The organism is Bradyrhizobium sp. Kon56 (assembly GCF_055807635.1).
Genome location: NZ_JBVVOU010000004.1, coordinates 69,415 through 94,743 on the forward strand (window position 1 = coordinate 69,415; position 25,329 = coordinate 94,743).

The window sequence follows — 25,329 nt, forward strand, 5'->3', positions numbered from 1 at the left end:
GCCTCACTTCTTGAGCGACGGACATTTGGATTCGGAGACCGGGCGGAAGGCGTCCTCGCCCTTCACCGTCTTGATGATCTCCAAATAATCCCAGGGTTCCTTGGACTGCTCGGGTGTTTTCACCTTGGCGAGATACATGTCGCGAATGACGCGGCCGTCCTCCCGCAAGCGTCCGCCATGAACGAATGTATCCTCGATCGGCAGCTCGCGCATCTTGGCCATCGCCTTGGCGGGATCATCGGTGCCGGCGGCCTTGATGGCCTTGAGATAATGCAGCACCGAGCCGTAGACGCCGGTCTGGATCATGGTCGGCATCACCTTGGTGCGCTCGTAGAATTTCCGCGACCATGCGCGGGTCGCCTCGTCCATGTTCCAGTACGAGGCCGTGGTCATGTAGGTACCCTGCGCGGATTTGAGGCCGATCGCGTGGACATCGGTGTCGAACATCAGGAGGCCGACCAGCTTCTGGCCACCCTGCACCAGGCCGAACTCGCCGGACTGCTTGATGGCATTGTCGGTGTCCTGGCCCGCATTGGCGAAAGCGACGACGTCCGATTTCGAGCTTTGCGCCTGGAGTGCAAAGGACGAGAAATCGGCCGTATTGGTGGGGTGCTTCACGCCGCCCAAAACCTTGCCGCCCATCTCGTTGATGAAGCGCGTGGCATCCTTCTCGAGCTGCTGCCCGAAGGCGTAGTCGGCCGTGATGAAGTACCAGGATTTTCCGCCTTCCTTGATCACGGCGGAGGCCGTCACCTTCGACAGCGCGTAGGTATCGTAGGTGAAGTGCACGGTGTTCGGGCTGCAAAGCTCGTCGGTCAGCGAACTCGCGCCGGGCCCGGAGAGCAGCGCAATCTTGTTGCGCTCGCGCACCATATTGTGGACGGCGATCGCGATGCCGGAATTGGGGATGTCGACGACGGCATCGACCTTGCCGTTGTCGAACCAGCCGCGCACAATCTGCACGCCAACATCGGTCTTCATCTGGTGATCGGCGCTGATGATCTCGATCGGCTTGCCGAGCACGGTGGGCCCGAATTCCTCCAAGGCCATTTTCGCGGCCTCCACGGAGCCCGGCCCGCTGTTGTCGCGGCCCCAGCTCGACAGATCCGTCAGCACGCCGATCCGCACGGCGTCGTCGGAGATTTGCGCGTTCGCAACGGTGGTCATGGCAGCCGAAGTCATGGCCGCGAGCATGGCGCAGGCCAAAAACCCTCTCATCGTCGTTCCCTCTCGTTTATGGGCGCGCTTGGCGCGGCCGGTTATTGTGGCAGCAAGTTAGATATTAGCGAATAAGTTTGTCAATGGACAAGAAAGGCTCCGCGTCGTCCCGGCGAAGGCCGGGACCCATACCGCGTGATCTCTCGAAGTCGGGCGGTCGCAGTACCGGGGCGCCGGTCTTTGCCAAACTCCTCCCTGTGATTATGGGTCCCGGCCTTCGCCGGGACGACAGTGAGGAGGCAGTGGCGCGAAAATCTCGCATTCTGATCTTGGGAGAACTAACACTCCCGCAAGTTGCAACCGCCACAACGATTGGCCATCATGTCGCCCAGGAATCTTGGGGCGGATGGCAATGACGGCAGCATCGGGAGTCTCCACTGCGGCGGAGAAATCGACGACGGCGCATGTGGTGTGGGCAGCCGCGCTCGGCACCGCGATCGAGTGGTACGACTTCCTGATCTACGGCACGGCGGCGGCGCTCGTGCTGAACAAGCTGTTCTTCCCGAGTTTCGATCCCATGGTCGGCACGCTGGCGGCGTTCTCGACCTATGCGGTCGGCTTTGTCGCGCGGCCGATCGGCGGTGCGATCATCGGGCATTACGGCGACCGGCTCGGCCGCAAGAAGATGCTGGTCGCGACCATGTTCGCGATGGGACTGGGCACGTTCCTGATCGGTTGCCTGCCGACCTACAGCCAGATCGGCGTCTGGGCGCCAATCTTCCTCGTCATTTTGCGCTTCGTCCAGGGCATCGGGCTCGGTGGGGAGTGGAGCGGCGCGGTGGTCATGGTGGCCGAGCACGCCGGCAACCGCCGCGGCTTTTACGGCAGTCTGGTGCAGATCGGCTTCCCCGTCGGCGTCGCCGCGTCCACCGGCATTTTCGGTCTGATGACGCAGCTGCCCGAAGCGGACTTCCTGAGCTGGGGCTGGCGCGTGCCGTTTCTGATCAGCATCCTGCTCGTCGGTGTCGGCTTCATCGTGCGGCTGAAACTCGCGGAGACGCCGCACTTCAAGGAGGTGCTCGAGCGCAAGGGGGTGCTGGCGCAGCCGGTGCTGGAAGTCCTGCGCCGCGACTGGCGCAGCTTCCTGCTGGCGATCGGCATCACGGTGTCCGAAGTCGGGCTCGCTTATCTCCTCACTGTTTTCACCGTGGTCTATGCCACGACGCAGCTCGGCCTTCCGCGGCAGGTGATCCTCAACGCGGTGGTCTATGCCGCGCTCGTCGAGCTCGCGACGCTGCCCCTCGCAGGCTGGCTGTCCGACATCTTCGGCCGCAAAGCGCTGTATCTCGCCGGCGGCGTGTTCTCGGTGGCGCTGGCGTTTCCGTTCTTCTGGTTCCTCGACACCAGGGAGCCGGCGCTGATCACGCTCGCGCTCGTCGTGACGATGACACTGACGCATGCGCTGTTGTTCGGGCCGAAGGCGGCCTTCATGCCGGAGCTGTTCCGTACCCAGGTGCGCTATAGCGGCGCATCGCTGGGAGCCAACGTTGCCGCCGCGCTGAGCGGCGGCTTCTCGCCGCTGATTGCGACGGCACTGCTAGCATGGGCCGCCTCGTACTGGCCGGTGTCGGTGTATATCATCGCACTCTCGGTCATCACCATCATCGCAACGTTGATAGCGCCGGAGACCGCGCGGGACTCGCTCAAGTCCTAAGGGCCGCCTTCATTTTATGCGCGTTGCCAAAAGCCGGTGCAGCGGGGCGAATCATTAGCCGCGTTTATGCAGCGAATTTTTACTTCCAATTTTACTTCACGACCTCCCGCCCATAGCCTCCCTCGCAATTGATCACATCCGCAGCCGGTCAATGGCGACCGGTGCGCACGTTCATTGTAGCCAACGAGGGTTGCCATGCTTGACAGGGACAAGGGGACATCCACTGCCAATCCGGCGGGGACGAGCGACAAGCCTGCGAAAAAGCTGAGCCGGCGCACGCTGTTGAAGGGCGCTGCGGCGGTGGCCGGCGCGGCCGCAGGATCGGACGCGATCCGCGGATTCCCGACGATCTGGGCACAGGAGATCAAGGACATCGAGCTGCGCCATGTCGGTGTGTCCTATTCGGTGGTAAAGGCGATCGGCGACCAGGCGGCCAAGGATCTCGGCTTCAAGGTGACGATGCAGAACCTCGACACCTCCGCCGCCATCAACCGCTTCATAAGCCAGCCTAATACGGTCGACATCGCCGATCTCGAGGGCTGGCAGGCCAAGCTCGCTGCCAAGCGCGGCGTGATCCAGGGCATCGAGGTCAAGAAGGTCAAGGAGTTCGACAACATCCTGCCGATCTTCACCAAGGGCGAGATCGACGGTCACAAGATCCCGCGCCAGGGCATCTCGCCCTACGAGGCCATGTATATCGCCAAGCCCGATTCGACCGATTTGAGCGACGGCGTGACCGAATGGGCGACCTTCCTGCCGCAGGTCTACAACGCCGACTCCATCGGCTATCGTCCCGACCTCGTCGGCCATGAAGTCACGGAATGGAAGGATCTGATCGATCCGAAATTCAAAGGCAAGGCCGCGATCCTCGACGTGCCCGCGATCGGCATCATGGACGCCGCGCTCTGCTTCGAAAGCGCCGGGCTGATCAAGTACGGCAACAAAGGCAACATGACCAAGGAGGAGATCGACTTCACCTGCAACAAGCTGATCGAGCTCAAGAAGCAGGGCCAGTTCCGCGCGACCTGGACCACCTTCGACCAGTCGGTGCAGCTGATGGCGGCGGGCGAAGTGGTCATCCAGTCGATGTGGTCGCCGGCGGTTGCCGCGGTACGCGTGAAGGAAATCCCCTGCGTCTACGCGCCGGTCAACATCAAGAACGGAAAGGAAGGCTATCGCGGCTGGTGCAACGGCATGGGCCTGATGAAACATCTCTCCGGCAAGAAGCTGGACGCGGCCTACGAATATCTCAACTGGTATCTGTCGGGCTGGCAGGGCGGTTTCGTCGCGCGCTACGGCTATTACAGCCCGGTCCCCTCGACTGCGAAGAAATTCCTCACGGCGGCCGAATGGGCGTTCTGGTACGAGGGCCAGCCCGCGCCCGAGGTGGTCAACGACCCCTATGGCGTGCCGATGGAGAAGAGCGGCACCAAGCGTGACGGCGGCTCGTTCCTCGACCGCGTCAAGAACATCTCCTGCTGGAACACGCTGATGGACGAAGCCGCCTACATGAACAAGCGCTGGAACGACTTCAAGGTGGCCTGAAACCTGCTTTCCCTGACGTGAACGAAGCGCCGGCGCGGCGATGCGCCGGTGCCAAATGACCGACTTCGAGGCGTTTGCCGACATGCAGCCAAGTCTTAGTCCAGCTCAAACCCCACCACGCGCAAATCTCGCCGGCTGGCTCTACGTGTCGCCGCTCGTGCTGGTGCTTGTACCGTTCTTCGTGGCGCCGATCCTGGTCGTGCTGGCCGCGAGCTTCTTCGCCACCGACGGCTTCGGCGGGCTGACGCCGGGCTTCACGCTCGCAAGCTATGTCGAGGTGCTGCATTCGGCGCTGACGCTGAAGCTGTATCTGGCGACGATCAAGTTCACGTTGCTGACCTGGATCTTCACGCTGATCATCGGCTTCTTCGTCGCATACTTCCTGGTTTTCCACGTCCGCAACCAACTACTGGCGATTGGCCTGTTCCTGCTCTGCACGGTGCCGTTCTGGACCTCGAACATCATCCGGATGATTTCCTGGATTCCGCTGCTCGGCAAGGAAGGCCTGATCAACCAGGCGCTGCTGGGACTCGGTGTGATCCGCCAGCCGCTTGAGGTGCTGCTGTTCTCCGACCTTGCGGTGGTCATCGCCTATGTCCATCAGCTCACCATTTTCATGATCGTGCCGATCTTCAATTCCATGGCACGGATCGACAAGAAGCTGATCGAGGCCGCGATCGATGCCGGCGCCAGTCGTTTCGACATCATGCGGCTGATCGTGGTGCCGATGTCCAAGAGCGGCATCGCCCTCGGCACCATCTTCGTCGTCTCGATCGTGATGGGCGATTTCTTCGTGGTCAAGGTGATGTCCGGCGGCGGCTCGGCCTCTGTGGTCAGCGCCTTCTACGAGGATGTCGGCGTGCTGCAATATCCGACCGCGGCGGCGAGCGCAGTATTGCTGACGCTGGTGCTGGTCGCGATCGTCTCGCTGATCCTGCGCACGGTCGACATCAGGCAGGAGATCACGCGATGAGTGCGGTTCTCGCCGACATGCCCAAGGCTGATGTGTCAAAGGCGATCGCGCCGGTGACAAAGGCGATTGCGCCGAGCAAGGGCGGTCGGCCGTGGACGTTCTATGTTCTGGCGACACTGTTCGCGTTCTATGTGATTGCGCTGTACGGCCCGATGTTCTGTATCTACGTCCTGTCGTTCCAGGACATCCGTGGCGGCCTCGTGTTCCCGATGAAGGGCACTTCGCTGCACTGGTTCGTCGATCTCTTCACCCAAGTGCGGACCGGCGACGTCAAGGGCTCGTTCGATCGTTCGATCAAGCTCGCGATCATCGTCACTATCATCACAGTGGTGGTGTCGTTCCTGGCCGGGCTCGGTTTTCGCAAGCGCTTTCGCGGCGACACCGTCGTGTTCTACATGATGATCGGCAGCCTGGTCGCACCGGGACTCGTGCTCGGCCTCGGTACCGGTCTGTTGTTCCAGGCCCTCGGCCTCAATGCGAGCTGGTACACCTCGGCGCTCGGCGCGCAACTGTCATGGACGCTGCCGTTCGGCGTGCTCGTGATGTTCGCGGTGATGTCGCGCTTCAACCACGTCTGGGAGGAGGCGGCCTACGACCTCGGCGCCAGCCGTTGGCAGTCGATCCGGCTGGTGATGATCCCGGTGCTGGCACCCGGCCTGGTGGCGGTCGCGCTGTTCGGCTTCACGCTCTCCTACGACGAGTTCGCCCGCAGCCTCCAGACCGCGGGCTCGCTCAACACGCTGCCGCTGGAGATCTGGAGCATGACGCTGAACGTCACCTCGCCTTCGCTCTATGCGCTCGGCACCGTGACTACCATCGTCTCCTTCATTGTCATCGGCGCGAGCCTGGGCAGCATCGTGCTGATCCAGAAGAAGCGCGGCAGCAGCACAAAGGGTTGAGCTGGGAAATGAAGAGCGATCGCGGCGATATCGAACTGGCGGGCGTCTGCAAGAGCTTTGACGGAGTCGGCAATGTGGTCGACGGCGTCAACCTCAAGATCGCCGACGGCGCCTATTGCTGCTTCATCGGCCCCTCCGGCTGCGGCAAGACCACGATACTGCGCATGATCGCCGGCCACGAGGACCCGACCGCCGGCGAGATCGTGATCGGCGGCCAGAACGTCGTCGGGCTCGCGCCGGTGCAGCGGCGCACCGCGATGATGTTTCAGTCCTACGCGTTGTTCCCGCATCTCACCGTGCGCGAGAACATCGCCTTTGCGCTCCGCGTGCGCGGCATGTCGAAGGCCGATCGCCTCCGCGCAGCCGATGCCATGATCGAGAAGGTGCATCTGACGCAATTCGCCGACCGCCTTCCAGCGCAGCTCTCCGGCGGCCAGCAGCAGCGCGTGGCGCTGGCGCGTGCCGCGATCACCGAGCCGAGGGTCCTGTTGCTCGACGAGCCGCTGTCCGCGCTCGACGAACAGCTCCGCGTGCAGATGCGTCAGGAGCTCAGGCGAATGCAGCAGGAGCTCGGCATCACCTTCGTCCACGTGACCCACACCCAGCTCGAGGCGATCGCGCTCGCCGATCTCGTGGTGGTGATGGAGCAAGGCAGAATCAAGCAGGCGGGCGCGGCACGCGATGTCTACGCCCATCCGCATGATCGTTACGTCGCCGAGTTCATGGGCGGGCAGAACGTGCTGTCGGGACGGGTCGAGAAGGTCAACGGTTCGACCTTTACGCTCGCACAGGCCGCGCCTGATGGCATCGAGGTCCCGCTTCAGGCGCGGTCCACGGTCAGCGTCGGCGACAAGATCGACATCGCCGTGCGCCGCGACGATGTCGCGCTGGTCCGGCCGGGCAGGGCGCTGCCGCCGGGCTGCTCCACCTCGCTGCCGAGTCGCGTGCTCGCGATCGAATACCAGGGCTATTTCGTCAAGGTCATGCTCGACACCGTGCCGGACGACGCGTTCGTGGCCTACGTGCCGGAAAAGACTTTCTTCGCGGATCCCTTCACCGTCGGCGATGTCGTGATGGCCACATGGGCCACCGGCAGCGCGCTTCCACTCGCCTAAAGACCCGTCGCGCACAGGAGTATGATCGTGCAGATATCCTTCACACTCAACGGACGGCCGACAACTGTGGATGTCGAACCGGCGACGCTGGTCGCCGAGCTGCTGCGCGAGCGGCTCAACCTCACCGGCACCCATATCGGCTGTGACACCAGCCAGTGCGGCGCCTGTGTCGTGCACCTCGACGGCCTGCCGGTGAAGAGCTGTACGCTGCTTGCGCCCGCGCTCGACGGTGCGACGCTGCTCACCATCGAGGGCCTGCAAGGTGTGCCGGGTTCGAACCGGCTGCATCCGATGCAAGAGGCATTTCGCGAGCATCACGGTCTGCAATGCGGCTTTTGCACACCCGGCATGCTGATGACGGCGGTGGCGCTCGCGGCCGAGAAGCCGAACCTGACGGAGGCCGACGTCCGTCACGGCCTCGAAGGCAATATCTGCCGCTGCACCGGCTATCAGAACATCGTCATCTCGGTCATGGCAGGCGCCGCCGCCATGAACGTGGCCAAGGGAGAGTGACCATGGGCCATGTGATCGGGATCGGCGCTTCACCTAAACGGAAAGAGGACCAGCGCTTCCTCACCGGACGCGGCAGTTACGTCTCCGACATCAAGCGTCCGGGCATGACGGCGGGTGTGTTCGTGCGCTCGCCGCACGGACACGCGATCCTGCGCGGCATCGACAAGAGTGCGGCCCTGGCATCGCCCGGCGTCATCGCGGTGCTGACCGGCGAGGATGCCGCCGCCGACAAGCTGGGCTCGCTGCCCTGCGGCTGGGGTATCTCGGATGCCAAGGGCGTGCCGATGAAGGAGCCGCCGTTCCCGATGCTGGCGCAGGGCAAGGTGCGCTTCGTCGGCGACATGGTGGCTTTCGTCGTCGCGGAGACGCCGGCGCAGGCCGGCGCGGCAGCCGAGCTGCTGACAGTCGATTACGAGGTGCTGCCCTCGGTGGTCGGCGTGCTCGAAGCCGTGCGGCCCGGCGCGCCGCAACTGTTCGACGACGTTCCGAACAACATCTGTTGCGATTGGGAGCTCGGCGACAAGGCCGCGGTCGAGACCGCCTTCCGGAAGGCGGCCCATGTCGCAAAGCTCAGCCTCGTCAACAACCGGTTGATCGGCAACCCGATGGAGCCGCGCGCGGCGATCGCCGAATACGAGCCCGGCACGGATCGCTTCACGCTGTGGACCACCAGCCAGTTCCCGCATGTCGTGCGCTTCTTGATGGGCGCGCTGGTGCTGAACATTCCGCAGCACAAGCTGCGCGTGGTCGCGCCCGATGTCGGCGGCGGCTTCGGCGTCAAGCAGTTCCACTACGGCGAAGAGGCCGTGATCACCTGGGCCGCCAAGCGCGTGATGCGGCCGATCAAATGGGTCGCGAGCCGGTCGGAAGGCTACGTCTCCGATCGCCACGGCCGCGATCACGTCACCGAGGCCGAACTCGCACTGGACGAGACCGGAACGTTTCTGGCCTTCCGTGTCAACACGCTTGCCAATATGGGCGGCTATCTCTCGACCTTCGGACCGAACATCCCGACCAATCTCTACGGACCGTTGCTCGGTGGCGTCTACACCACGCCGGCAATCTACTGCAACGTGAAGGTGGTGTTCACCAACACCGTTCCGGTCGACGCGTATCGCGGCGCGGGCCGGCCCGAGGCGACTTTCGTGTTGGAGCGCATCGTCGACGTCGCAGCCAGCGAGATGGGCATCGACCGCGTCGAGATCCGCCGACGCAACATGATCCCAAAGGAGGCTTATCCGTACCAGACGCCGGTGCTGGTGCAGTACGATTCCGGCGATCCGATGGGGTGTCTCGACGGCGCTCTTGTCGCGGCCGACGTCAAGAATTTCGGTATCCGCAAGGCGGAGTCGGCGCGCAGGGGCAAATTCCGCGGGCTCGGCTACTCGACCTATGTCGAGGCCTGCGGCCTCGCGCCGTCGCGCTTCGCGGGACGATTGGGCGCGCGTGGCGGGCTTTATGAGAGTGCCACGGTGCGGGTGCATCCGACCGGCCAGGTCACGGTGATGATCGGCACGCATAATCACGGCCAGGGCCACGAGACGACGTTCGCGCAGATCGTCTCGGAAAAACTCGGCGTCTCTTTTGACAATGTCGACATCGTGTTCGGCGATACCGATCGCGTGCAGTTTGGCATGGGTACCTATGGCTCGCGATCGCTGGTGGTCGGCGGCGCGGCGCTGTCGAAGGCGACGGACAAGGTGGTCGCGAAAGGCAAGAAGATCGCGGCGCATCTGCTTGAAGCGGCCGAAGTGGATATCCAGTTCGAGGCCGGAAAATTCTCGGTCGCGGGCACCGACCGCATGAGGACGTTCGAGGAGATCGCGGGCGCCGCCTACGTGCCGCACGACTATCCGCTCGAAGTGCTGGAGCCGGGGCTCGAAGAGCAGGCTTATTATGATCCCGTCAACTTCACCTATCCCGGCGGCTGCCACATTGCCGAGGTCGAGATCGACCCGGAGACCGGCACGGTGACGCTGGTCAATTACACCGCGGTGGACGACGTCGGCACTGTCATCAACCCGATGATCGTGGAGGGCCAGTTGCACGGCGGCATCGTGCAGGGCGTCGGTCAGGCGCTGTACGAGAACGCGGTCTATGACGAGGGCTCGGGCCAGCTGCTATCGGGCTCGCTGATGGACTATTGCATGCCGCGCGCCGACCACATGCCGATGATGAACATCGCGACCCATTCGACGCTGTGTACGCACACGCCGATGGGCGTGAAGGGCTGCGGCGAGGTCGGCACCATCGGTTCGCCGGCCGCCGTCATCAACGCGGTGGTCGATGCGCTGTCGCATCTCGGCGTCACCCATGTCGACATGCCGGCAACGCCGAACCGGATCTGGCGCCTGCTGCAGAACGCGTCGCTGCCGGTCGCTGCGGAATAGGGAGGATGACAATGAAGCCGTTTGCCTATCACCAGCCGGACCGGATTCCCGACGCTGCCAAACTGCTGACCTCGATCGAAGACAGCAAGCTCCTCGCCGGCGGCATGACGCTGATCCCGACGCTGAAGCAGCGGCTCGCCAGTCCGCCAGCCCTAGTCGACCTGTCGAGGCTCGGAGATCTGAAGGGCATCACCAACGACGGCGGCACCATCACCATCGGTGCAATGACGCCACATGCCATGGTGACAGCCTCGAAGCTGGTGCAGACGAAGATCCCGGGTCTCGCCGCGCTGGCCTCGATGATCGGCGATCCCGCCGTACGCATCCGCGGCACTATCGGTGGCTCCGTCGCGAACAACGATCCGTCGGCCGATTATCCGGCAGGTGTGCTCGGATTGGGCGCGACCGTCGTCACCAGCACGCGCGAGATCGCGGCCGACGGGTTCTTCCGTGGTCTGTTCGAGACCGCGCTTGAACCTGGCGAGATCATCACGGCGATCCGCTTTCCCGTGCCGCTCAGGGCGGGCTACGCCAAGTTCAAGGCGCCGGCGTCGCGCTATGCGCTGGTCGGCGTGTTCGTCGCGAAATTCGCCGATGGTGTTCGCGTGGCCGTGACCGGCGCGGGCTCCGGCGTATTCCGCGTTCCCCCGATGGAAGAAGCACTGTCGCGAAATTTCGATCCGTCCGCGATCGCGGCGATCAGGATCGACACCGACGGTCTCACCTCCGATATCCACGCCGAAGCCGACTACCGTGCACATCTCGTCACGGTCATGGCCAAGCGCGCCGTCGACGCGGCGCTCAGCTAGCTCTTTTAGGGTTGATGATGACTGATGGTTCCGGCCGAACGGCCTTCCCGCCGGTGCCGACTGGCCTTGGCTCGCTTTCCGCAACCGAGATCCTGGCCGGCTACCGGCGCAAGGCGTTCACTCCGCGCGATGTCGTCGACGACACCATTGCCGCACTGGAGGCGACGAACGAGGCCTGCAACGCGGTGGTGACGCCGATGTACGGGCAGGCGAGGGCGGAGGCCGACCGTCTCACCAGGGAGATGCGCGCCGGCGAGACCAAGGGAGCGCTCGCCGGTGTCCCCGTCACGATCAAGGACCTGGTCTTTGTCGCGGGCGTGCCGGCCTATGGCGGCTCACCGATGAACAAGGCGTTCGTGCCCGATGTCGACGCGGCGGTTGTCTCAGCGCTGAAGGAAGCGGGTGCGATCGTCACCTGCAAGACCACGACCTGCGAGTCCGGTTACAAGTTGACGGCGGACAGCCCGGTCACCGGCACCACGCGCAATCCCTGGAACCCGGGTCGCACCAGTGGCGGATCGAGCGGCGGCGCGGCGGCGGGCGTTGCCGCCGGCTGCGGTCCGATCGCGATCGGAACCGATGGGGTCGGCTCGATCCGCGTGCCCTCGTCCTTCTGCGGTGTGTTTGGCCTGAAGCCGACCTTTGGCCTGGTGCCCCGTTCGCCCGGCTTCTCGCCACCGTCCTGGGGCTCGCTCGCGCATACCGGGCCGATTACGCGCACGGTCGCGGATGCCGCGTTGACGCTGGAGATCATCGCTGCTTACGATCTGCGCGATCCCGCAAGCCTGCCGGTGGCGGCGCGTCGGTTCGATACGAAGGCCGCGCCGTTGAACGGCATTCGCATCGGCGCCAGCGTCGATCTCGGCTACGCCGCGGTCAGCCCCGATGTGCGCGCGGCGTTCGGCAAGGGGCTGGCCATTCTCGATGCCTGCGGCGCGCAGGTCACCATGGATGGTCCGGGCCTCGATCCCGGGATCCTGGAGCACACGCTGAAGCCGATCGCCTTTACCGAACAGGCGGGCGCGGTCTCGAGCAAGACCACGGCCGATCTCGCCAGCTCCGAAGCAGATTATCTTGACGTCATCAGTGCCGGCAGGCGCTACAGCGGCACGGACTATATCGAAGCAGGGTATCGCCGCGCCCAGGCTCGCAGCAGCTTCCTGAAGCTGTTCGAGCGAGTCGATGCGCTGGTGACGCCGACCGTCGCGGTGACCGCGTTCGAGGCCGGCCGCCTCGGCGTCGACACGATCGACGGCGGCAAGGTCGATCCGCATCTCGGCTGGTCGCCCTTCACCTGGCCGATCAATCTCGCCGGCCTTCCGGCCGCGACGCTGCCCTGCGGCTTCGATCGCGATGGGCTGCCGATCGGGTTGCAGATCGTCGCTCCCTGGCTCGACGAGCCCATGATCTTCCGCATCGCCGCTGCGTTCGAAGCGGCCCAGCCATGGGCGGCGTTCTGGCCACAGCTGACGTTGCGCGAACCGGACCGTGCCCGCGTGAAGGCGTGAGCCGAACCCGGCCTGGAACCGGCCGGCCGCGTCCTGCCGGTTGGCCTCTGCGCCCCAAAAAATTTTTCGAGGGGCCCTCTTGAAGTCGACTTGCGTTCTTCTAAGTCATTTTCGCCGCGAGAGCGGTGTGCCGGGTGCCCGCGAGGGGCCCGGAGCGGGCGCCGGGCCGGTGTCTTTGGACCCGTCTAAAACCCTGTCCTGCGCTCCTTCGTATCCATCTTGCTCTTTGGAGGACTTGGTTATGAGGACCACGTTTGACTTCGCGCCCCTGTGGCGCTCCACCGTCGGCTTCGATCATCTGGCCGGTCTCGTCGACAGCGCGCTGCGCCAGGCGAGCGAAGACAACTATCCCCCCTATAACATCGAACGCTCCGGCGAAGATCACTACCGGATCAGCCTCGCTGTGGCGGGCTTTGGCGTCAACGATATCACGGTGACGGCCGAACAGAATGCGCTGACCGTCGAGGGCAAGAAGCCCGAAGGTGCGACGGGCGAATATCTGTACCAGGGTATCGCCGCACGGCCGTTCCGGCGCGTGTTCAACCTGGCCGATTATGTCCAGGTGAAGCAGGCGTCCTTCCAGGACGGCCTCTTGATCATCGACCTCGTCCGTGAGGTTCCGGAAGCGATGAAGCCGCGCCGGATCCAGATCGCGGGCGCGGCCTCTCCTGCAACTCAGATCGAGCAGAAGAAAGCAGCCTAAGCGCTCGATCGAGGGGAATGGTGGAACGCGGCGCTCAGATATGCGCGCCGCGCTCCCACATGCATGAGAGAACGGCCATTCGATCATCAGCACATCCATCCCTTCGAAAGGAGCGTCAGGGGAGGCCCAACCGATGACAAACGTGAATACGAATTCCGTAAATCTCAACCCGCTGTTTCATCCCGCGGTTCACTACGGTTCGCCCGCGGATGTCCTGAATGCAAAGGAGCTCTCCACGCCGGAGAAGCGGATCATTCTGTCGTCATGGGCGTCCGACATGTACGCCGTCGAATCCTGTCCCGCTTTGCGTGAAATTCCCGGCATGAACCGTACGATTCGGCTCGCCGATATTCTCGCGGCCCTGCGCCGGCTCGACGGCGACAATGACGACGACCCGCCGCGCGGCGGCGGCGTCCCGATGCGCCTGCGGCGGCCTTGGGCCGCCGCAGAACGGCGAGGCGCGTGATGCTCACGCAGGCCGTTCTTGCTCTGGTGCTGGTCGGCCAGGTCTCCGCGGCCTGGGCCATTCCATTTTTAGCCTTGCAAGGCTGGCTCGACGTGCCGCCAGACAAACGTGAAGCGGCTCTCTGATTTCAATCTCAGACGATGCGACAGGTCATGAAGACGATTGCTATGCGTTCGTTCTCGCTTGCGTTGCTGGTGCTGATACTGACGGCGTCACATCCCGCAGCAGGCCAGATCCCCGATCTGAAGCCGGGCGGCTCGGTGCCGACTTTGGCGCCTCTGGTTCGGCAGGTGACGCCGGCGGTGGTCAACATCTCGGTGCACGGCCGGGTACGCGAGGACAATCCGCTCTATCGTGACCCGCTGTTCCGCGAATTCTTCGACGTTCCGAGGCAGATCGAGAAGGAAGTCAGCGCGACCGGCTCCGGCGTGATCGTCGATGCCCGGAGCGGCTACGTGCTGACCAACAACCACGTGGTCGAAGGCACCTCCGTCGTCCAGATCACGACCAAGGACGGCCGGCAGTTTTCCGCAAAGGTCGTCGGCCGCGACTCGCCGACGGACGTCGCCGTGCTCCAGATCCAGAATCCGACCGGGCTGAAGGCGCTTCCCCTCGGTGACAGCGATGCATTGGCAGTCGGGGACTTCGTGCTCGCGATCGGCAATCCTTTCGGCCTCGGCCAGACGGTGACGTCGGGCCTCGTCAGCGCCCTAGGCCGAACCGGCCTCGGCAAGCAGGGTTATGAAGACTTCATTCAGACCGACGCCGCTATCAATCCCGGCAATTCCGGCGGCGCGCTGGTCAGCCTGCAGGGCGAACTGGTCGGCATAAATTCGGCCATCATCTCGCCCGCTGGCGGCAATGTCGGTATTGGCTTTGCCATTCCCGTCAACATGGCGCGCAAGGTGATGGAGCAGATCATCGCCACCGGCAGGGTCGAGCGCGGTCGCATCGGCATTTCGCTGAAGGACCTCCACCCGTCCGTCAACAAGGGACGCACCGAAGGCGCGCTCATCGCCGAAGTTGCCGCGGATTCGCCGGCCGAGAAGGCTGGCCTGCACAAGGGCGACATTGTCACCACGGCGGAGGGCCGCCCGATCCGCACCGCCGCGCAGCTGCGCAATACCATTGGTCTTGCGCGGGTCGGCGACGAGGTGAAGCTCGCTCTGCTGCGCAACGGCACACCGCTCACGGTCCTCGTCCGAGTGGCTCCAGCAACCGAGCCGCGCAATGCCAATGCAGGAAGCAACCGCCTCGTTCGCTAGGCCAATCAAAGAAGATATCACCGCAGCAAGCCGGTCGTTCTTCGTCTGCGATCGTGGACCCGGGACGCAGTTTGGGGCGACCGCTGCGCGAACGCCGGGATGGCTTTATCCCAGCTCGATCGGCTCGCCGCGGCCGCTGAGCTCCTCGTCGAGGCGCAGATAGTGCGCGAGATAGTCGTGCAAGGCGGTCGCCGCCTTCGAGGTCGCGCCGCTCGACTTGTAAAGCAGCAGCTCGATCTTCGGCAGCGGCGGCAGGCCCTCGTTCGGGCCGATCTCGCGCATCGCCGGCACCAGCGCGCTGCGGCCGAGTACGGTCACGGCCATGCCGGCGAAGGCCGCCGCCTGGAGGCCGCCGACGCTTTCGCTGACGCAGGCGATGCGCCAGCGCAGATTCGCACGTTCCAGCGTGTCAATCGCGTAGTCGCGATAGATGTTGCCGGGCGGCAGCAACGCCAGCGGGATAGGCCGTTCCTGGTGCGCGGAGGACTGCTCGCCGGTCATCCAGACCAGTTGCTCGCGCCGTACCACCTGGCCGCCCGTAAAATCGTTCATGCGGGTGACGAGCGCGATGTCGACATCGCCGCGCTTGACGAGGCCCACCAGCGGCGTCGAGAGCGCGCAATTGAGCTCGACCTGGACGCGCGGGAATGATTTTCGGAACACGCTGAGGATCTGCGGCAGCATGAAGGCGGCATAGAGGTCGGGCGTGCCGAGCACGACCTGACCCTCGATCTCCTGTGACGCCAGCTGCGAAATCAATTCGTCATGCAACCTCAGGATGGATTTGGCGTAGGTGAGAACCGTGGTGCCGTCCTCGCTCAGCGTGAGCCGGCGCCCGACATGCTCGAACAATTGCTTGCCGGTGAGCTCCTCCAGCCGCTGCAATTGCAGAGTGATCGCCGGCTGAGTGCGGCCCAGCCGCCGCGCGGTCTCGGTGATGCTGCCGGTCTCGACCACGGAGATCAGCGACCGGAGCATGCGGATATCGAGGCTGATGAGGTTCATGCGGCGTCCATGTCGCCCAGAATTTATGCAAGTTCCATGCTAGGGCGAAAGGGAGCGGGTTTCGGAAGGCTCGGCTGCAGCCGGCCTGTTCTCAATTAGACGACCTGCCGGTCCAGCATTGCTGGCATACTGAATATTGATTATCAGGCGGCTCGGCGCGCATGATGCGCCCAACGAACATAAAAAGGGAGCACAAGCCATGAAAGAGACATCAGTAACGCGACGGGAGCTGCTCGCAATTGCCGCGGCGGCAAGTGCTACCTCAATCGCGGAAGTTGCGCCGGCCGCGGCGCAGGCAGGGCCGAAGCCGATCTTTCCGGTGCCGATGGTCACCATCCCGATCGTCGGCGAAACCCAGGTGTTCCAGGTCCGCCGCATCTACTGCATCGGGCGCAACTATGCGGCGCACGCGATCGAGCGCGGCTCGGACCCGAACCGCGAGCCGCCGTTCTTCTTCCAGAAGCCGACCGACGCGATCCAGAACGTCGCTGTGGGCGAGGTCGCCGATCATCCCTATCCGTCGCTGACCAAGAACTATCACCACGAGGTCGAGCTGGTCGCCGCGTTGAAATCCGGCGGCAGCAACATCCCGGCCGAGAAGGCGCTCGACCATGTCTATGGTTATGCGCTCGGCCTCGACATGACCCGGCGCGATCTCCAGAACGGCATGGCCGCGGAGAAGAAGCCGTGGGAGATCGGCAAGAGCTTTGACCACGCCGCGGTGATCGGTCCGATCCACCCGGCCAGCAAGACCGGGCATTTCGACAAGGGCGCCATCTCGCTGGCGATCAACGGGACGGTGAAGCAGAGCTCGGATCTCAGCAAGATGATCTGGAGCGTGGCCGAGCAGATCGCAAAACTGTCGGAAGCGTTCGAGCTGAAGGCCGGCGACGTCATCTATTCCGGCACGCCGGAGAATGTCGGCCCGGTCGTGAAGGGCGACGTGCTGTTGTGCAAGCTCGACGGCTTGCCGGATATGTCGATCAAGATCGTCTAACGCTCCCCTCTCCCCGCCTGCGGAAAGTGAGGGGCCGGACGTTTTCGCTTCGTCATGCCCGGGCTTGTCCCGGGCATCCACGTTTTGGGTGCCGGTTGCGTGGAAGCCCTGGATGGCCGGGACAAGCCCGGCCACGACGACGCTGAGAGTGGCTTCGATCCCATCTGTCGCAGCGCGGCGTCCTGATCTAACTCTGGCCGAGGATCTTCTTTGCGGCGCGAAGATGCGGCTTGTCGATCATCTGGCCGTCGAGGCGCAGCGTGCCGGAGTTCGGATTGCTCGCGAACGCCGCGATCACCTTCTCGGCCCAATTGCGCTCGGCTTCGGTCGGCTCGAACGCCGCGTTGACCACGTCGACGTGCTTGGGATGGATCAGCGCTTTCGCCGAAAAACCGTCACGCCGCGCCGCGCGCGTTTCCTGTTCGAGTCCGGTGAGATTGTCGATGTCGGTATAGACGGTGTCGATCGGCGCGACCTCGGCCGCGGCGGCCGCCATCAGGCAGAGATCGCGGGCCAGACGATAAGGGCTGTGGAACACGCCGCCCGCCGCTTTCTCAATCGCGCCGAGCGAGGCCGAGAGATCTTCCGCGCCCCACATCAGGCCCGCGAGGCGAGGAGAGCAGCCCTTGTAGCTGCCGAGCCCGAAGATCGAAGCTGCGGTTTCGGTCGCGACGCAGACGATGCGTGTTGAGCCAATGGCGATACCAGCCGCAGCTTCCAAAGCTTCCAGCCAGGTCGCGACCTGTCGCACGTCGTCGCCGCCCTGCGATTTCGGCAGCACGATGCCGTCGGGCTGGCCCGGAATCACCGCGGCAAGGTCGGCGAGCGTCATGCCGGTGTCGAGCGCGTTGACGCGGACATAGAGCTGGTGGGGCTTGTTGCGGCCCTTCAGCATCGTCAGCGTCAACCCGCGCGCCTCCGGCTTCTTGTCGGTGACGACGGAATCTTCGAGATCGATGATCAGCGCGTCGGCGTTGCCTTCGCTGGCCTTCTCGAATTTGCGCGGGGAGTCGCCCGGCACGAACAGCATCGAACGCATCAGACCGGCCTCTTGTGCATCATCGCCATGCGGCGGCATTTGCCGACGATCTCGTCGTTCTGGTTGAGAGCGTGGTGCTCGAACTCGACGATGCCCGCCTTGGGGCGCGATTTGGATTCCCGCAACGAAAGCACCTTTGTCGTCGCCCGCAGCGTATCGCCATGGAAGACCGGTTTCGGAAAAGTGACGTCCGTCATGCCGAGATTGGCAACGGTGGTCCCCATGGTCGTATCATAGACCGTCATGCCGATCATGATGCCGAGGGTGTAAAGGCTGTTGAAAATGCGCTGGCCGAACTCGGTCTGGGCCGAAAAATGTGCGTCGATGTGCAGCGGCTGCGGATTGAGCGTCAGCAGGCTGAACAGGGTGTTGTCCATCTCCGTGACGGTCCGCGTCAGGGGATGCCTGAACTCCTGGCCCACCGAAAACTCCTCGAAATAAAGTCCGGCCATCGCGGTTTCCTCCCTGCGAAATAACGGCGCGCTCGTATCCTCGCGCCGCATGACCCTATGCATGCTACACACAGTTGATAGGGAAATTCACGTATCTGTACCCTGCTTTTCAAGTTAAAGAACGCAAGCGAAGGCACGTTCGGGCGCACCAATCCGCCACGGCCTTCGCGTGGGGAACGCGACGAGGGGGAGATTGCGCGTTCGCTTCTCCCAAGAAGGAGATCAAGAATATGGATTTCGCGCTCACCGCTCAGCAGGAAGCCATTCGCGACGCCGTCGCAAAGGTTTGCGAAGACTTTCCCGACGCCTATTGGCTGAAGAAGGACCACGACGGCGGCTTCCCGCACGACTTTCACAAGGCCATGGCGGACGCCGGCTGGCTCGGCATCTGCGTGCCGGAGGAATATGGCGGCTCCGGCCTCGGCATCACCGAAGCCGCGATCATGATGCGCGCCATCGCGGAATCCGGCGCCGGCATGTCCGGCGCCTCCGCGGTGCACATCAACGTGTTCGGTCTCAATCCCGTGGTCGTGTTCGGCACCGAGGAACAGCGCAAGCGCATGCTGCCGCCGATGGTCGAGGGCCGCGAGAAGGCCTGCTTTGCCGTGACCGAGCCTAACACCGGCCTCAACACCACCCAGCTCAAGACCCGAGCGGTGGCCAAGAACGACCGCTATATCGTCAACGGCCAGAAGGTGTGGATCTCCACCGCGCAGGTCGCGCACAAGATCCTGCTGCTGGCGCGCACCACGCCGCTGGAGGACGTGCGCTCGCCGACGCATGGGCTGAGCCTGTTCTATACGGACTTCGACCGCAACAGGATCAAGGTCCACGAGATCGAGAAGATGGGCCGCAAGGTCGTCGATTCCAACGAGCTGTTCTTCGAGGACTTTGAAATCCCGATGGAGGATCGCATCGGCGAAGAGGGCAAAGGCTTCCAGTACATCCTCGAAGGCATGAACCCCGAGCGCATTCTCATCGCCGCGGAAGCCGTCGGCCTCGGCAAGCTCGCGCTGTCGCGCGCGACCGAATACGCCAAGACCCGCGTGGTGTTCAACCGGCCGATCGGCAAGAACCAGGGCATTCAGCATCCGCTGGCTGTAAACTGGGTCGAGCTCGAGGCGGCCTGGTTGATGGTGATGTCGGCGGCCTGGCAATACGACAAGGGCATGCCTTGCGGTGGCGCCGCCAATGCCGCGAAATACATTGCGGGTGAGGCCGGATATCACGCCTGCGAGCAGGCGGTGATGACCCATGGCGGTTTTGGCTATGCCAAGGAGTTTCACGTCGAGCGTTACTTGCGAGAAGTTCTGATTCCGCGCATCGCGCCGGTCAGCCCGCAGCTTGCGCTGAGCTTCATCGCGGAAAAGGTGCTTGGACTGGCCAAGTCATACTAAGCTCGAACACGTACCATTGCCGGGCGCCGCGATATTCGCGCCCGATCACCGTGACGCGCTACGGCAGAGCTATTCGGCCGCGATCCGGTCCATCGCCATGGCCCGAAGCCGGGCGCGCTGGATCTTGACGCCGTTCGCGCTGTCGGTGACGGGGAAGGCCTCCACGACATAGATCCGCGCCGGGACCTTGTAGCCGGCGAGCCGCTCGCGCAGGCGCGCGGTCAACGCGTCCTGCCGCGGCGGCTCGTGGTGGGTTTCCCGAGCAGGGATCACGAAGGCAACGCAGCGTGCGTTTCCCTTCAGATCGACCGCGACGACCTGGGCGTCGGCCACGCCAGCGCACGATTTGAGTTCGTCCTCGATCTCGCCGGGCGCGACAAGGAAGCCGCCGAGCCGCATGGCGTCGCCCGCGCGGGTTTCGTAGACGAAGGAGCCGTCGCCGCGCAGCCGGCCGATATCGCCGGTGCGGAAGAAGCCGTCCGCGGTGAAGGCGTCGCGCGTCGCGTCGGGATTGTTGTAGTAGCCGAGAAAGAGTGATGGCGCACGGATCTCGATCTCGCCGGAGACGCCGCGAGGGGCGAGTTCGCCGGTCTCGGTGTCGCGCACGCGGACCTTGGCCTCCGGCGACATCGGCCAGCCGCCGCCCTCGATGCGATCGGCGAAGCCATCACTTGAGCGTGCGATCGAGAACAGCGCCTGAACCTCGCTCGAACCGTAGAGGCCGAACAGGGACATGCCGCGCGCCTGGGCCTCCGCGGCGAGTTCGCGCCAGCCGGGCTGGAACGCGGCAAAGCCGCAGACTTCGAGATGCGGAAACGGATGCGGCGCGTCGGTGAGGGCGAGGATGCGGCGGAACATCTCGTCCGAGCCAAAGGCGTGCGTGATCGCGCGCTGGCGGAGAATCTTCAGCGCCGGCGCCGCCTCGAAAATATCGAGCGCATGGACGGTCGCGCCCGCTGCGACGAAGCCGAGCAGGCTCGTCATTCCAAAAGTGCCGCAGAACGGCAGCATTGCCAGCAGCGCATGGCGCTGCGGCGAGAGTTTGAGCGCCTTGGCAACGGCAGCGGCGTGCGTGGCCAGCGTTCGCTGCGAATGCGCGACAAGCCTCGGTCCCTTGGTGGTGCCCGATGTCGTGTAGAGCAGCAAAGGCAGATCAACGTCCTCCTCCGCAGGCGGAGCCGGCGGATGGGGCTTGTCGAAGGCATCGAAGCGCACGCATGGCCATTGGGCGGGAATCTCATCCGCGCCCACAACTGCAAGCTCTCGCAGCGCAGGCACCTCGTCCTTGGCGACGTCGGCGAGAATAGCGGCAAAGTCGATCGAGCGGAACGCGGCTTCGATCACCATCAGCCTGGCGCCGGACAGCTTCAGGAGATGCGCGACCTCCGCGCTGCGGTAGCGCGTATTGACGGCGGCAACGATGGCCCCGAGCCGGGCGGCGGCGAACAGCAGTGCGATCCATTCGATCCGGTTAACCAGCCAGACCGCGACGACGTCGCCCTTGCCGATACCGCGCGCGGCAAGCCAGGCGGCGGTCTGCTCGATCTGTTCCGAGAATTCGGCGCGCGAAACCAGCGTGCCGTCGAACACGAAGGCGGGATCAGCGGCCGCCTCGGCCCGGATCAGCGATTGCAGCGAGAATTCATTGGCGCTCATGGCAACCGGACTAACCCGACCGCGCGAACCTGTCTACTTGGTGCCGAACATCCGGTCGCCGGCGTCGCCCAACCCCGGCACGATGTAGCCGTGGTCGTTGAGCCGCTCGTCGATCGCGGCGGTCCAGACCGGCACGTCCGGATGCTCGCTGTGGAACTGCGCGATGCCTTCAGGCGCGGCCAGAAGGCAGACGAAGCGGATGTCGCGGGCGCCGCGCGCCTTCAGCAGCGATGCGCCGGCACAGGCCGAATTGCCGGTCGCCAGCATGGGGTCCATCAGGATCACGGTGCGATCCGACAGGTCCTGCGGCGCCTTGAAGTAATACTCCACGGCCTGCAACGTATCAGGATCGCGGTAGAGCCCGATATGAGCGATGCGCGCCGACGGCATCAGCGCCAGCATGCCGTCGAGGAAGCCGACGCCGGCGCGCAGGATCGGCGCCAGCGTGAGCTTCTTGCCGGCGATCTTGGGCGCCCGCATCGGCGCAATCGGCGTCTCGATCTCGACCAGCTCCAGCGGCAGGTCGCGCGTCACCTCGTAGCCGAGCAGCATCCCGATCTCGTTCAGGATTTCGCGAAAGCTCTTGGTCGAGCGGTCCTTCTCCCGCATCAGGGAGAGCTTGTGCTGGACCAGGGGATGGGCGACCACGTTGACGTTGCTGATGCTCATGAAACCGATCTACACGGTTCCGTGAAACTGCGCCAGATCGGCCGAGTGTTTTTGGTGCGGGAGACGTGCCTTCAGCCGGGCGTCGCGACCGCGCTGCGGAGCCGGTTGCTCGCCCCGTAGGCAGCCATGGTCAATTCGCGGTCGATGGGCGTGACGGTTTATGCTCCGAGCCCGCGCGCCACGAGTGTGATGACGGGCGTCAGGACCGCGCCCACTAGCCGATATTTTCGCAGCCTACCGGCCTCGTAGAGCGAGTCAGGCGCGGGGCGAACAGTGGGAACGCTCGGACGCGAAACTTCCAGGGCCAATGCCCGAACCTCGATGAAAGCCGACAGCAGTGCGAGCGCGAGATCGGAGTGGCGCGCCTCGACCGCGGCGTCGAGCCAGTCCGGCAATTCGCGCTCGCGCGAGAGAGCGCAATGCCATTCACCCTCGTCATAGGCGATGCGGCGGACTTGCCAGAGCGGCAGCTCCAGCTCCATCAGCGCCAGCGCGGCATCGGCCCAGGCTTCTGCTTCGATCAGGCGCGTGACGCGCGCGGTGGGCTCGATCTGTCCGAGCGAAGGGAAGTGCCGACACGCCTTGTCGATGATCTCGAGCATCAACGGTTGCGTCATCACCTGCGCATTGCGCAAGCGGTTGCCAAGTGACGGTGGATCGTAGTGTCGGAGAGCGGCGGTGGTCATGTCAGGCCTCCTGGAGGTGGCGTCGGTCAGTCGGCCGGCCTCTCCAAGATGGCCAAAACGGCATTTGAAAACGAGATGGGGGCGGGGCGGGAGATATAGGGATTTCATAAGTGCGGGATGGGGGCGGTCGCGCGCCATTCTCCGCCTTCGCCGGGACGACGATGTGATGTGCCTCGCGAGCGTTGTCCGACCAGGCCAGCCTCGGCCTTTTATGAGATTCCTATAACTTCGCCACGGCCCTCGTCTCGAAAACCTATGCCTGGGGTGGCACTTCAGCACGGTCAAAGGTCCCGGTGGGCGCGGTGGAAATGCACTGGCATTTCCTTTCACGCGCCGACCGGGTCTCCCGAGAAACGGTTGCGTCCAAATCAATGGCGCAACGAGGAGTATCTCCATGATGGACATTCTGATGCTGGCGCTGAGCTTCGGCTTCTTCGCCCTTGCGATTGGCTACACCTACGCCTGCGAACGGCTTTGAAGGAGCGGCCATGATCTTCGATTATTCGCTCGCCGGCGCCGTTTCGCTCGGCCTCCTGTTCTACCTCACTTACGCGCTGCTGCGGCCCGAGCGGTTCTGACCGTGCTCACGAAGCCTGAAGGGTTGATATCATGACTATGATCGGTTGGCTCCAGATCATTCTCTTTTGCGTCATTACCGTCGCGCTCACAAAACCGCTCGGCTGGTACATGACGCGCGTGTTCAACGGCGAGCGGACCTTCCTGTCTCCGGTGCTGCGTCCGATCGAGGCCGGCATCTACCGGTTCTCCGGCGTCGACGAGAAGCGCGAGCAGCATTGGCTGACCTATACGGTCGCCATGCTGTTCTTCCATGTCGGCGGCTTCCTCATCATCTACGGCGTGATGCGGTTGCAGGCCGTCCTGCCGTTCAATCCGGCCGGCCAAAGCGCTGTCGCCGCGGATCTCTCCTTCAACACCGCGATCTCCTTCATCACCAACACCAACTGGCAGAACTACGGCGGTGAGAGCACGATCTCCTATCTCGTGCAGATGCTCGGCCTGACACACCAGAACTTCCTCTCGGCGGCAACCGGCATCGCGCTGGCGGTGGCGCTGATCCGCGGCTTCTCGCGTGCGTCGGCACGCACCGTCGGGAGTTTCTGGGTCGATGTCACCCGCTGCACATTGTACGTCCTGCTGCCGATCTGCATCGTCTACACGCTGTTCCTGGTCTGGCAGGGCATGCCGCAGACGCTCGGCGACTATGTCGAGGCGACCACCCTCGAGGGTGCCAAGCAGACAATTGCCGTGGGCCCGGTCGCCTCGCAGGTCGCGATCAAGATGCTCGGGACCAATGGCGGTGGCTTCTTCAACGCCAACGCGGCGCATCCGTTCGAGAATCCGACTGCGCTGTCGAACTTCATTCAGATGCTGTCGATCTTCGTGCTGGGTGCGGCGCTGACCAACGTGTTCGGTCGCATGGTCGGCAACCAGCGCCAGGGCTGGGCGATCCTCGCGGTGATGGGCGTGCTGTTCCTCGCCGGTGTCGCCATCACCTATTGGGCGGAAGCCAGCGGCACCTTGACCATGCACGCGCTCGGCCTGACCGGCGGCAACATGGAAGGCAAGGAGGTCCGCTTCGGCATCGTCGCGTCCTCGCTATTCGCCGTGATCACGACGGCCGCCTCCTGCGGCGCGGTCAACGCCATGCATGACAGCTTCACCGCACTCGGCGGCATGATTCCGCTGATCAACATCGAGCTCGGCGAGATTATTGTCGGCGGAGTCGGCGCCGGCATGTACGGCATGCTGCTGTTCGTCATCCTCGCGATCTTCGTCGCGGGCCTGATGGTCGGTCGCACGCCGGAATATGTCGGCAAGAAGATCGAGGCGCGCGAGGTCAAGATGGCGATGCTCGCGATCCTGGTGCTGCCGCTGATGATCCTCGGCTGGACGGCGGTCGGTGTGGCCTATCCGGCGGCGGCCGCCTCGATGGCGAATGCCGGACCGCACGGCTTCACCGAGGTGCTCTACGCCTTCACCTCGGCGACCGGCAACAACGGCTCGGCATTCGCGGGCCTCACCGGCAACACCTTCTTCTACAATCTCGCGCTCGCAAGCGCGATGTTCGTCGGCCGCTTCTTCATGATCATCCCGGCGATGGCGATCGCGGGTTCGCTGGCCGCCAAGAAATCGATCCCGCCGTCCGCGGGCACCCTCCCGACCACGGGCGGGCTGTTCGTCGGCCTCGTCGTCGGCGTGATCCTGATCATCGGCGGCCTGACCTTCTTCCCGGCCCTCGCTCTCGGTCCGATCGTCGAGCATCTCGCGATGAACGCCGGCCAAATCTTCTGAACAACAAGTGTTCTGAACGACTAGTGTTCTGATCGACCGCCTTCTGATTGTTTGGAG

23 protein-coding genes and 1 pseudogene are annotated in these 25,329 nt (G+C 64.1%); 17 read left to right on the plus strand and 7 right to left on the minus strand.

What is annotated here, in order from left to right:
• Positions 1 to 3: 3 nt before the first annotated feature.
• The gene (locus AC0L3B_RS08110; RefSeq protein ID WP_473380263.1) at positions 4 to 1,218 is read right to left on the minus strand and encodes an ABC transporter substrate-binding protein; all 1,215 of its coding nucleotides are present in this window, start codon (positions 1,216 to 1,218) and stop codon (positions 4 to 6) included.
• Positions 1,219 to 1,570: 352 nt separating this feature from the next.
• On the opposite strand from AC0L3B_RS08110, the gene AC0L3B_RS08115 reads away from it, so the two are divergent.
• The 13 genes from AC0L3B_RS08115 (at position 1,571) to AC0L3B_RS08175 (ending at position 15,058) form a co-directional block, all read left to right on the plus strand.
• Positions 1,571 to 2,872, plus strand: coding sequence for an MFS transporter (locus AC0L3B_RS08115; RefSeq protein ID WP_473380264.1), 1,302 nt, complete (start codon positions 1,571 to 1,573; stop codon positions 2,870 to 2,872).
• A gap of 195 nt (positions 2,873 to 3,067) precedes the next feature.
• Positions 3,068 to 4,417: an ABC transporter substrate-binding protein gene (locus AC0L3B_RS08120; RefSeq protein ID WP_473380265.1), complete on the plus strand. Its 1,350-nt coding sequence runs from the start codon at positions 3,068 to 3,070 to the stop codon at positions 4,415 to 4,417.
• Positions 4,418 to 4,472: 55 nt separating this feature from the next.
• A complete protein-coding gene (locus tag AC0L3B_RS08125) occupies positions 4,473 to 5,390 on the plus strand; it encodes an ABC transporter permease (protein WP_085361515.1) in 918 nt (305 codons plus the stop codon).
• Positions 5,387 to 6,289: an ABC transporter permease gene (locus AC0L3B_RS08130; RefSeq protein ID WP_018454025.1), complete on the plus strand. Its 903-nt coding sequence runs from the start codon at positions 5,387 to 5,389 to the stop codon at positions 6,287 to 6,289. The genes AC0L3B_RS08125 and AC0L3B_RS08130 overlap by 4 nt, the downstream gene beginning before the upstream one ends.
• An 8-nt stretch (positions 6,290 to 6,297) precedes the next feature.
• Positions 6,298 to 7,404: an ABC transporter ATP-binding protein gene (locus AC0L3B_RS08135; protein WP_085395710.1), complete on the plus strand. Its 1,107-nt coding sequence runs from the start codon at positions 6,298 to 6,300 to the stop codon at positions 7,402 to 7,404.
• A gap of 24 nt (positions 7,405 to 7,428) precedes the next feature.
• Positions 7,429 to 7,917: a (2Fe-2S)-binding protein gene (locus AC0L3B_RS08140; RefSeq protein ID WP_473380331.1), complete on the plus strand. Its 489-nt coding sequence runs from the start codon at positions 7,429 to 7,431 to the stop codon at positions 7,915 to 7,917.
• Between the two features lie 2 nt (positions 7,918 to 7,919).
• Positions 7,920 to 10,307 (plus strand): xanthine dehydrogenase family protein molybdopterin-binding subunit, encoded by a 2,388-nt coding sequence (locus AC0L3B_RS08145; RefSeq protein WP_473380266.1) that lies wholly within the window; start codon positions 7,920 to 7,922, stop codon positions 10,305 to 10,307.
• Positions 10,308 to 10,318: 11 nt separating this feature from the next.
• Complete coding sequence (locus AC0L3B_RS08150; RefSeq protein WP_085351922.1) at positions 10,319 to 11,116, plus strand: FAD binding domain-containing protein; 798 nt, start codon at positions 10,319 to 10,321, stop codon at positions 11,114 to 11,116.
• Positions 11,117 to 11,133: 17 nt separating this feature from the next.
• A complete protein-coding gene (locus AC0L3B_RS08155) occupies positions 11,134 to 12,624 on the plus strand; it encodes an amidase (protein WP_247475587.1) in 1,491 nt (496 codons plus the stop codon).
• A 241-nt stretch (positions 12,625 to 12,865) separates the two neighbouring features.
• Positions 12,866 to 13,327, plus strand: coding sequence for an Hsp20 family protein (locus AC0L3B_RS08160; protein WP_018454031.1), 462 nt, complete (start codon positions 12,866 to 12,868; stop codon positions 13,325 to 13,327).
• A gap of 133 nt (positions 13,328 to 13,460) precedes the next feature.
• Positions 13,461 to 13,793 carry a hypothetical protein gene (locus tag AC0L3B_RS08165; RefSeq protein ID WP_247475586.1) on the plus strand — a complete coding sequence of 111 codons (333 nt, stop codon included), beginning with the start codon at positions 13,461 to 13,463 and terminating at the stop codon, positions 13,791 to 13,793.
• Entirely contained in the window at positions 13,793 to 13,918 is a 126-nt protein-coding gene (locus AC0L3B_RS08170) for a hypothetical protein (protein ID WP_018454033.1), read from the plus strand. Before AC0L3B_RS08165 ends, AC0L3B_RS08170 begins: the two co-directional genes overlap by 1 nt.
• 27 nt (positions 13,919 to 13,945) lie before the next feature.
• Complete coding sequence (locus tag AC0L3B_RS08175) at positions 13,946 to 15,058, plus strand: trypsin-like peptidase domain-containing protein (RefSeq protein ID WP_473380267.1); 1,113 nt, start codon at positions 13,946 to 13,948, stop codon at positions 15,056 to 15,058.
• A gap of 105 nt (positions 15,059 to 15,163) precedes the next feature.
• On the opposite strand, the gene AC0L3B_RS08180 is transcribed toward AC0L3B_RS08175, so the two are convergent.
• Positions 15,164 to 16,063 (minus strand): LysR substrate-binding domain-containing protein, encoded by a 900-nt coding sequence (locus tag AC0L3B_RS08180; RefSeq protein ID WP_018454035.1) that lies wholly within the window; start codon positions 16,061 to 16,063, stop codon positions 15,164 to 15,166.
• A gap of 199 nt (positions 16,064 to 16,262) precedes the next feature.
• Between AC0L3B_RS08180 and AC0L3B_RS08185 the strand changes: the two genes are divergently transcribed.
• The gene (locus AC0L3B_RS08185) at positions 16,263 to 17,060 is read left to right on the plus strand and encodes a fumarylacetoacetate hydrolase family protein (protein WP_473380268.1); all 798 of its coding nucleotides are present in this window, start codon (positions 16,263 to 16,265) and stop codon (positions 17,058 to 17,060) included.
• 187 nt (positions 17,061 to 17,247) lie between these two features.
• Here the strand turns inward: AC0L3B_RS08185 and AC0L3B_RS08190 are convergent, their stop codons facing one another.
• A complete protein-coding gene (locus AC0L3B_RS08190) occupies positions 17,248 to 18,099 on the minus strand; it encodes an HpcH/HpaI aldolase/citrate lyase family protein (RefSeq protein ID WP_473380269.1) in 852 nt (283 codons plus the stop codon).
• Complete coding sequence (locus AC0L3B_RS08195) at positions 18,099 to 18,602, minus strand: MaoC family dehydratase (RefSeq protein ID WP_449257539.1); 504 nt, start codon at positions 18,600 to 18,602, stop codon at positions 18,099 to 18,101. Before AC0L3B_RS08195 ends, AC0L3B_RS08190 begins: the two co-directional genes overlap by 1 nt.
• 179 nt (positions 18,603 to 18,781) lie before the next feature.
• Between AC0L3B_RS08195 and AC0L3B_RS08200 the strand changes: the two genes are divergently transcribed.
• Positions 18,782 to 19,948 (plus strand): acyl-CoA dehydrogenase family protein, encoded by a 1,167-nt coding sequence (locus AC0L3B_RS08200; RefSeq protein ID WP_007613843.1) that lies wholly within the window; start codon positions 18,782 to 18,784, stop codon positions 19,946 to 19,948.
• A 69-nt stretch (positions 19,949 to 20,017) separates the two neighbouring features.
• On the opposite strand, the gene AC0L3B_RS08205 is transcribed toward AC0L3B_RS08200, so the two are convergent.
• From AC0L3B_RS08205 to AC0L3B_RS08215, 3 genes and pseudogenes are all read right to left on the minus strand, one after another.
• On the minus strand, positions 20,018 to 21,604 hold the full coding sequence (locus AC0L3B_RS08205) for an AMP-binding protein (protein ID WP_473380270.1): 1,587 nt from the start codon (positions 21,602 to 21,604) through the stop codon (positions 20,018 to 20,020).
• A 33-nt stretch (positions 21,605 to 21,637) separates the two neighbouring features.
• The gene (upp, locus tag AC0L3B_RS08210) at positions 21,638 to 22,273 is read right to left on the minus strand and encodes a uracil phosphoribosyltransferase (protein ID WP_473380271.1); all 636 of its coding nucleotides are present in this window, start codon (positions 22,271 to 22,273) and stop codon (positions 21,638 to 21,640) included.
• A gap of 214 nt (positions 22,274 to 22,487) precedes the next feature.
• Positions 22,488 to 22,959: pseudogene (locus AC0L3B_RS08215) on the minus strand (hypothetical protein).
• Positions 22,960 to 23,447: 488 nt separating this feature from the next.
• Here AC0L3B_RS08215 and AC0L3B_RS08220 point away from each other — a divergent pair.
• Both AC0L3B_RS08220 and kdpA read left to right on the plus strand, forming a co-directional pair.
• Entirely contained in the window at positions 23,448 to 23,537 is a 90-nt protein-coding gene (locus AC0L3B_RS08220) for a K(+)-transporting ATPase subunit F (protein WP_018454042.1), read from the plus strand.
• Between the two features lie 31 nt (positions 23,538 to 23,568).
• Positions 23,569 to 25,272: a potassium-transporting ATPase subunit KdpA gene (gene kdpA / locus AC0L3B_RS08225; RefSeq protein WP_473380272.1), complete on the plus strand. Its 1,704-nt coding sequence runs from the start codon at positions 23,569 to 23,571 to the stop codon at positions 25,270 to 25,272.
• Positions 25,273 to 25,329: the final 57 nt, after the last annotated feature.

Bases quoted from the DNA above. Each gene is read 5' to 3' on its own strand.
- AC0L3B_RS08110 (WP_473380263.1), bottom strand. From the start codon at position 1,218: ATGAGAGGGTTTTTGGCCTGCGCCATGCTCGCGGCCATGACTTCGGCT.
- AC0L3B_RS08115 (WP_473380264.1), top strand. From the start codon at position 1,571: ATGACGGCAGCATCGGGAGTCTCCACTGCGGCGGAGAAATCGACGACG.
- AC0L3B_RS08120 (WP_473380265.1), top strand. From the start codon at position 3,068: ATGCTTGACAGGGACAAGGGGACATCCACTGCCAATCCGGCGGGGACG.
- AC0L3B_RS08125 (WP_085361515.1), top strand. From the start codon at position 4,473: ATGACCGACTTCGAGGCGTTTGCCGACATGCAGCCAAGTCTTAGTCCA.
- AC0L3B_RS08130 (WP_018454025.1), top strand. From the start codon at position 5,387: ATGAGTGCGGTTCTCGCCGACATGCCCAAGGCTGATGTGTCAAAGGCG.
- AC0L3B_RS08135 (WP_085395710.1), top strand. From the start codon at position 6,298: ATGAAGAGCGATCGCGGCGATATCGAACTGGCGGGCGTCTGCAAGAGC.
- AC0L3B_RS08145 (WP_473380266.1), top strand. From the start codon at position 7,920: ATGGGCCATGTGATCGGGATCGGCGCTTCACCTAAACGGAAAGAGGAC.
- AC0L3B_RS08150 (WP_085351922.1), top strand. From the start codon at position 10,319: ATGAAGCCGTTTGCCTATCACCAGCCGGACCGGATTCCCGACGCTGCC.
- AC0L3B_RS08155 (WP_247475587.1), top strand. From the start codon at position 11,134: ATGACTGATGGTTCCGGCCGAACGGCCTTCCCGCCGGTGCCGACTGGC.
- AC0L3B_RS08160 (WP_018454031.1), top strand. From the start codon at position 12,866: ATGAGGACCACGTTTGACTTCGCGCCCCTGTGGCGCTCCACCGTCGGC.
- AC0L3B_RS08165 (WP_247475586.1), top strand. From the start codon at position 13,461: ATGACAAACGTGAATACGAATTCCGTAAATCTCAACCCGCTGTTTCAT.
- AC0L3B_RS08170 (WP_018454033.1), top strand. From the start codon at position 13,793: ATGCTCACGCAGGCCGTTCTTGCTCTGGTGCTGGTCGGCCAGGTCTCC.
- AC0L3B_RS08175 (WP_473380267.1), top strand. From the start codon at position 13,946: ATGAAGACGATTGCTATGCGTTCGTTCTCGCTTGCGTTGCTGGTGCTG.
- AC0L3B_RS08180 (WP_018454035.1), bottom strand. From the start codon at position 16,063: ATGAACCTCATCAGCCTCGATATCCGCATGCTCCGGTCGCTGATCTCC.
- AC0L3B_RS08185 (WP_473380268.1), top strand. From the start codon at position 16,263: ATGAAAGAGACATCAGTAACGCGACGGGAGCTGCTCGCAATTGCCGCG.
- AC0L3B_RS08190 (WP_473380269.1), bottom strand. From the start codon at position 18,099: ATGCGTTCGATGCTGTTCGTGCCGGGCGACTCCCCGCGCAAATTCGAG.
- AC0L3B_RS08195 (WP_449257539.1), bottom strand. From the start codon at position 18,602: ATGCGGCGCGAGGATACGAGCGCGCCGTTATTTCGCAGGGAGGAAACC.
- AC0L3B_RS08200 (WP_007613843.1), top strand. From the start codon at position 18,782: ATGGATTTCGCGCTCACCGCTCAGCAGGAAGCCATTCGCGACGCCGTC.
- AC0L3B_RS08205 (WP_473380270.1), bottom strand. From the start codon at position 21,604: ATGAGCGCCAATGAATTCTCGCTGCAATCGCTGATCCGGGCCGAGGCG.
- upp (WP_473380271.1), bottom strand. From the start codon at position 22,273: ATGAGCATCAGCAACGTCAACGTGGTCGCCCATCCCCTGGTCCAGCAC.
- AC0L3B_RS08220 (WP_018454042.1), top strand. From the start codon at position 23,448: ATGATCTTCGATTATTCGCTCGCCGGCGCCGTTTCGCTCGGCCTCCTG.
- kdpA (WP_473380272.1), top strand. From the start codon at position 23,569: ATGACTATGATCGGTTGGCTCCAGATCATTCTCTTTTGCGTCATTACC.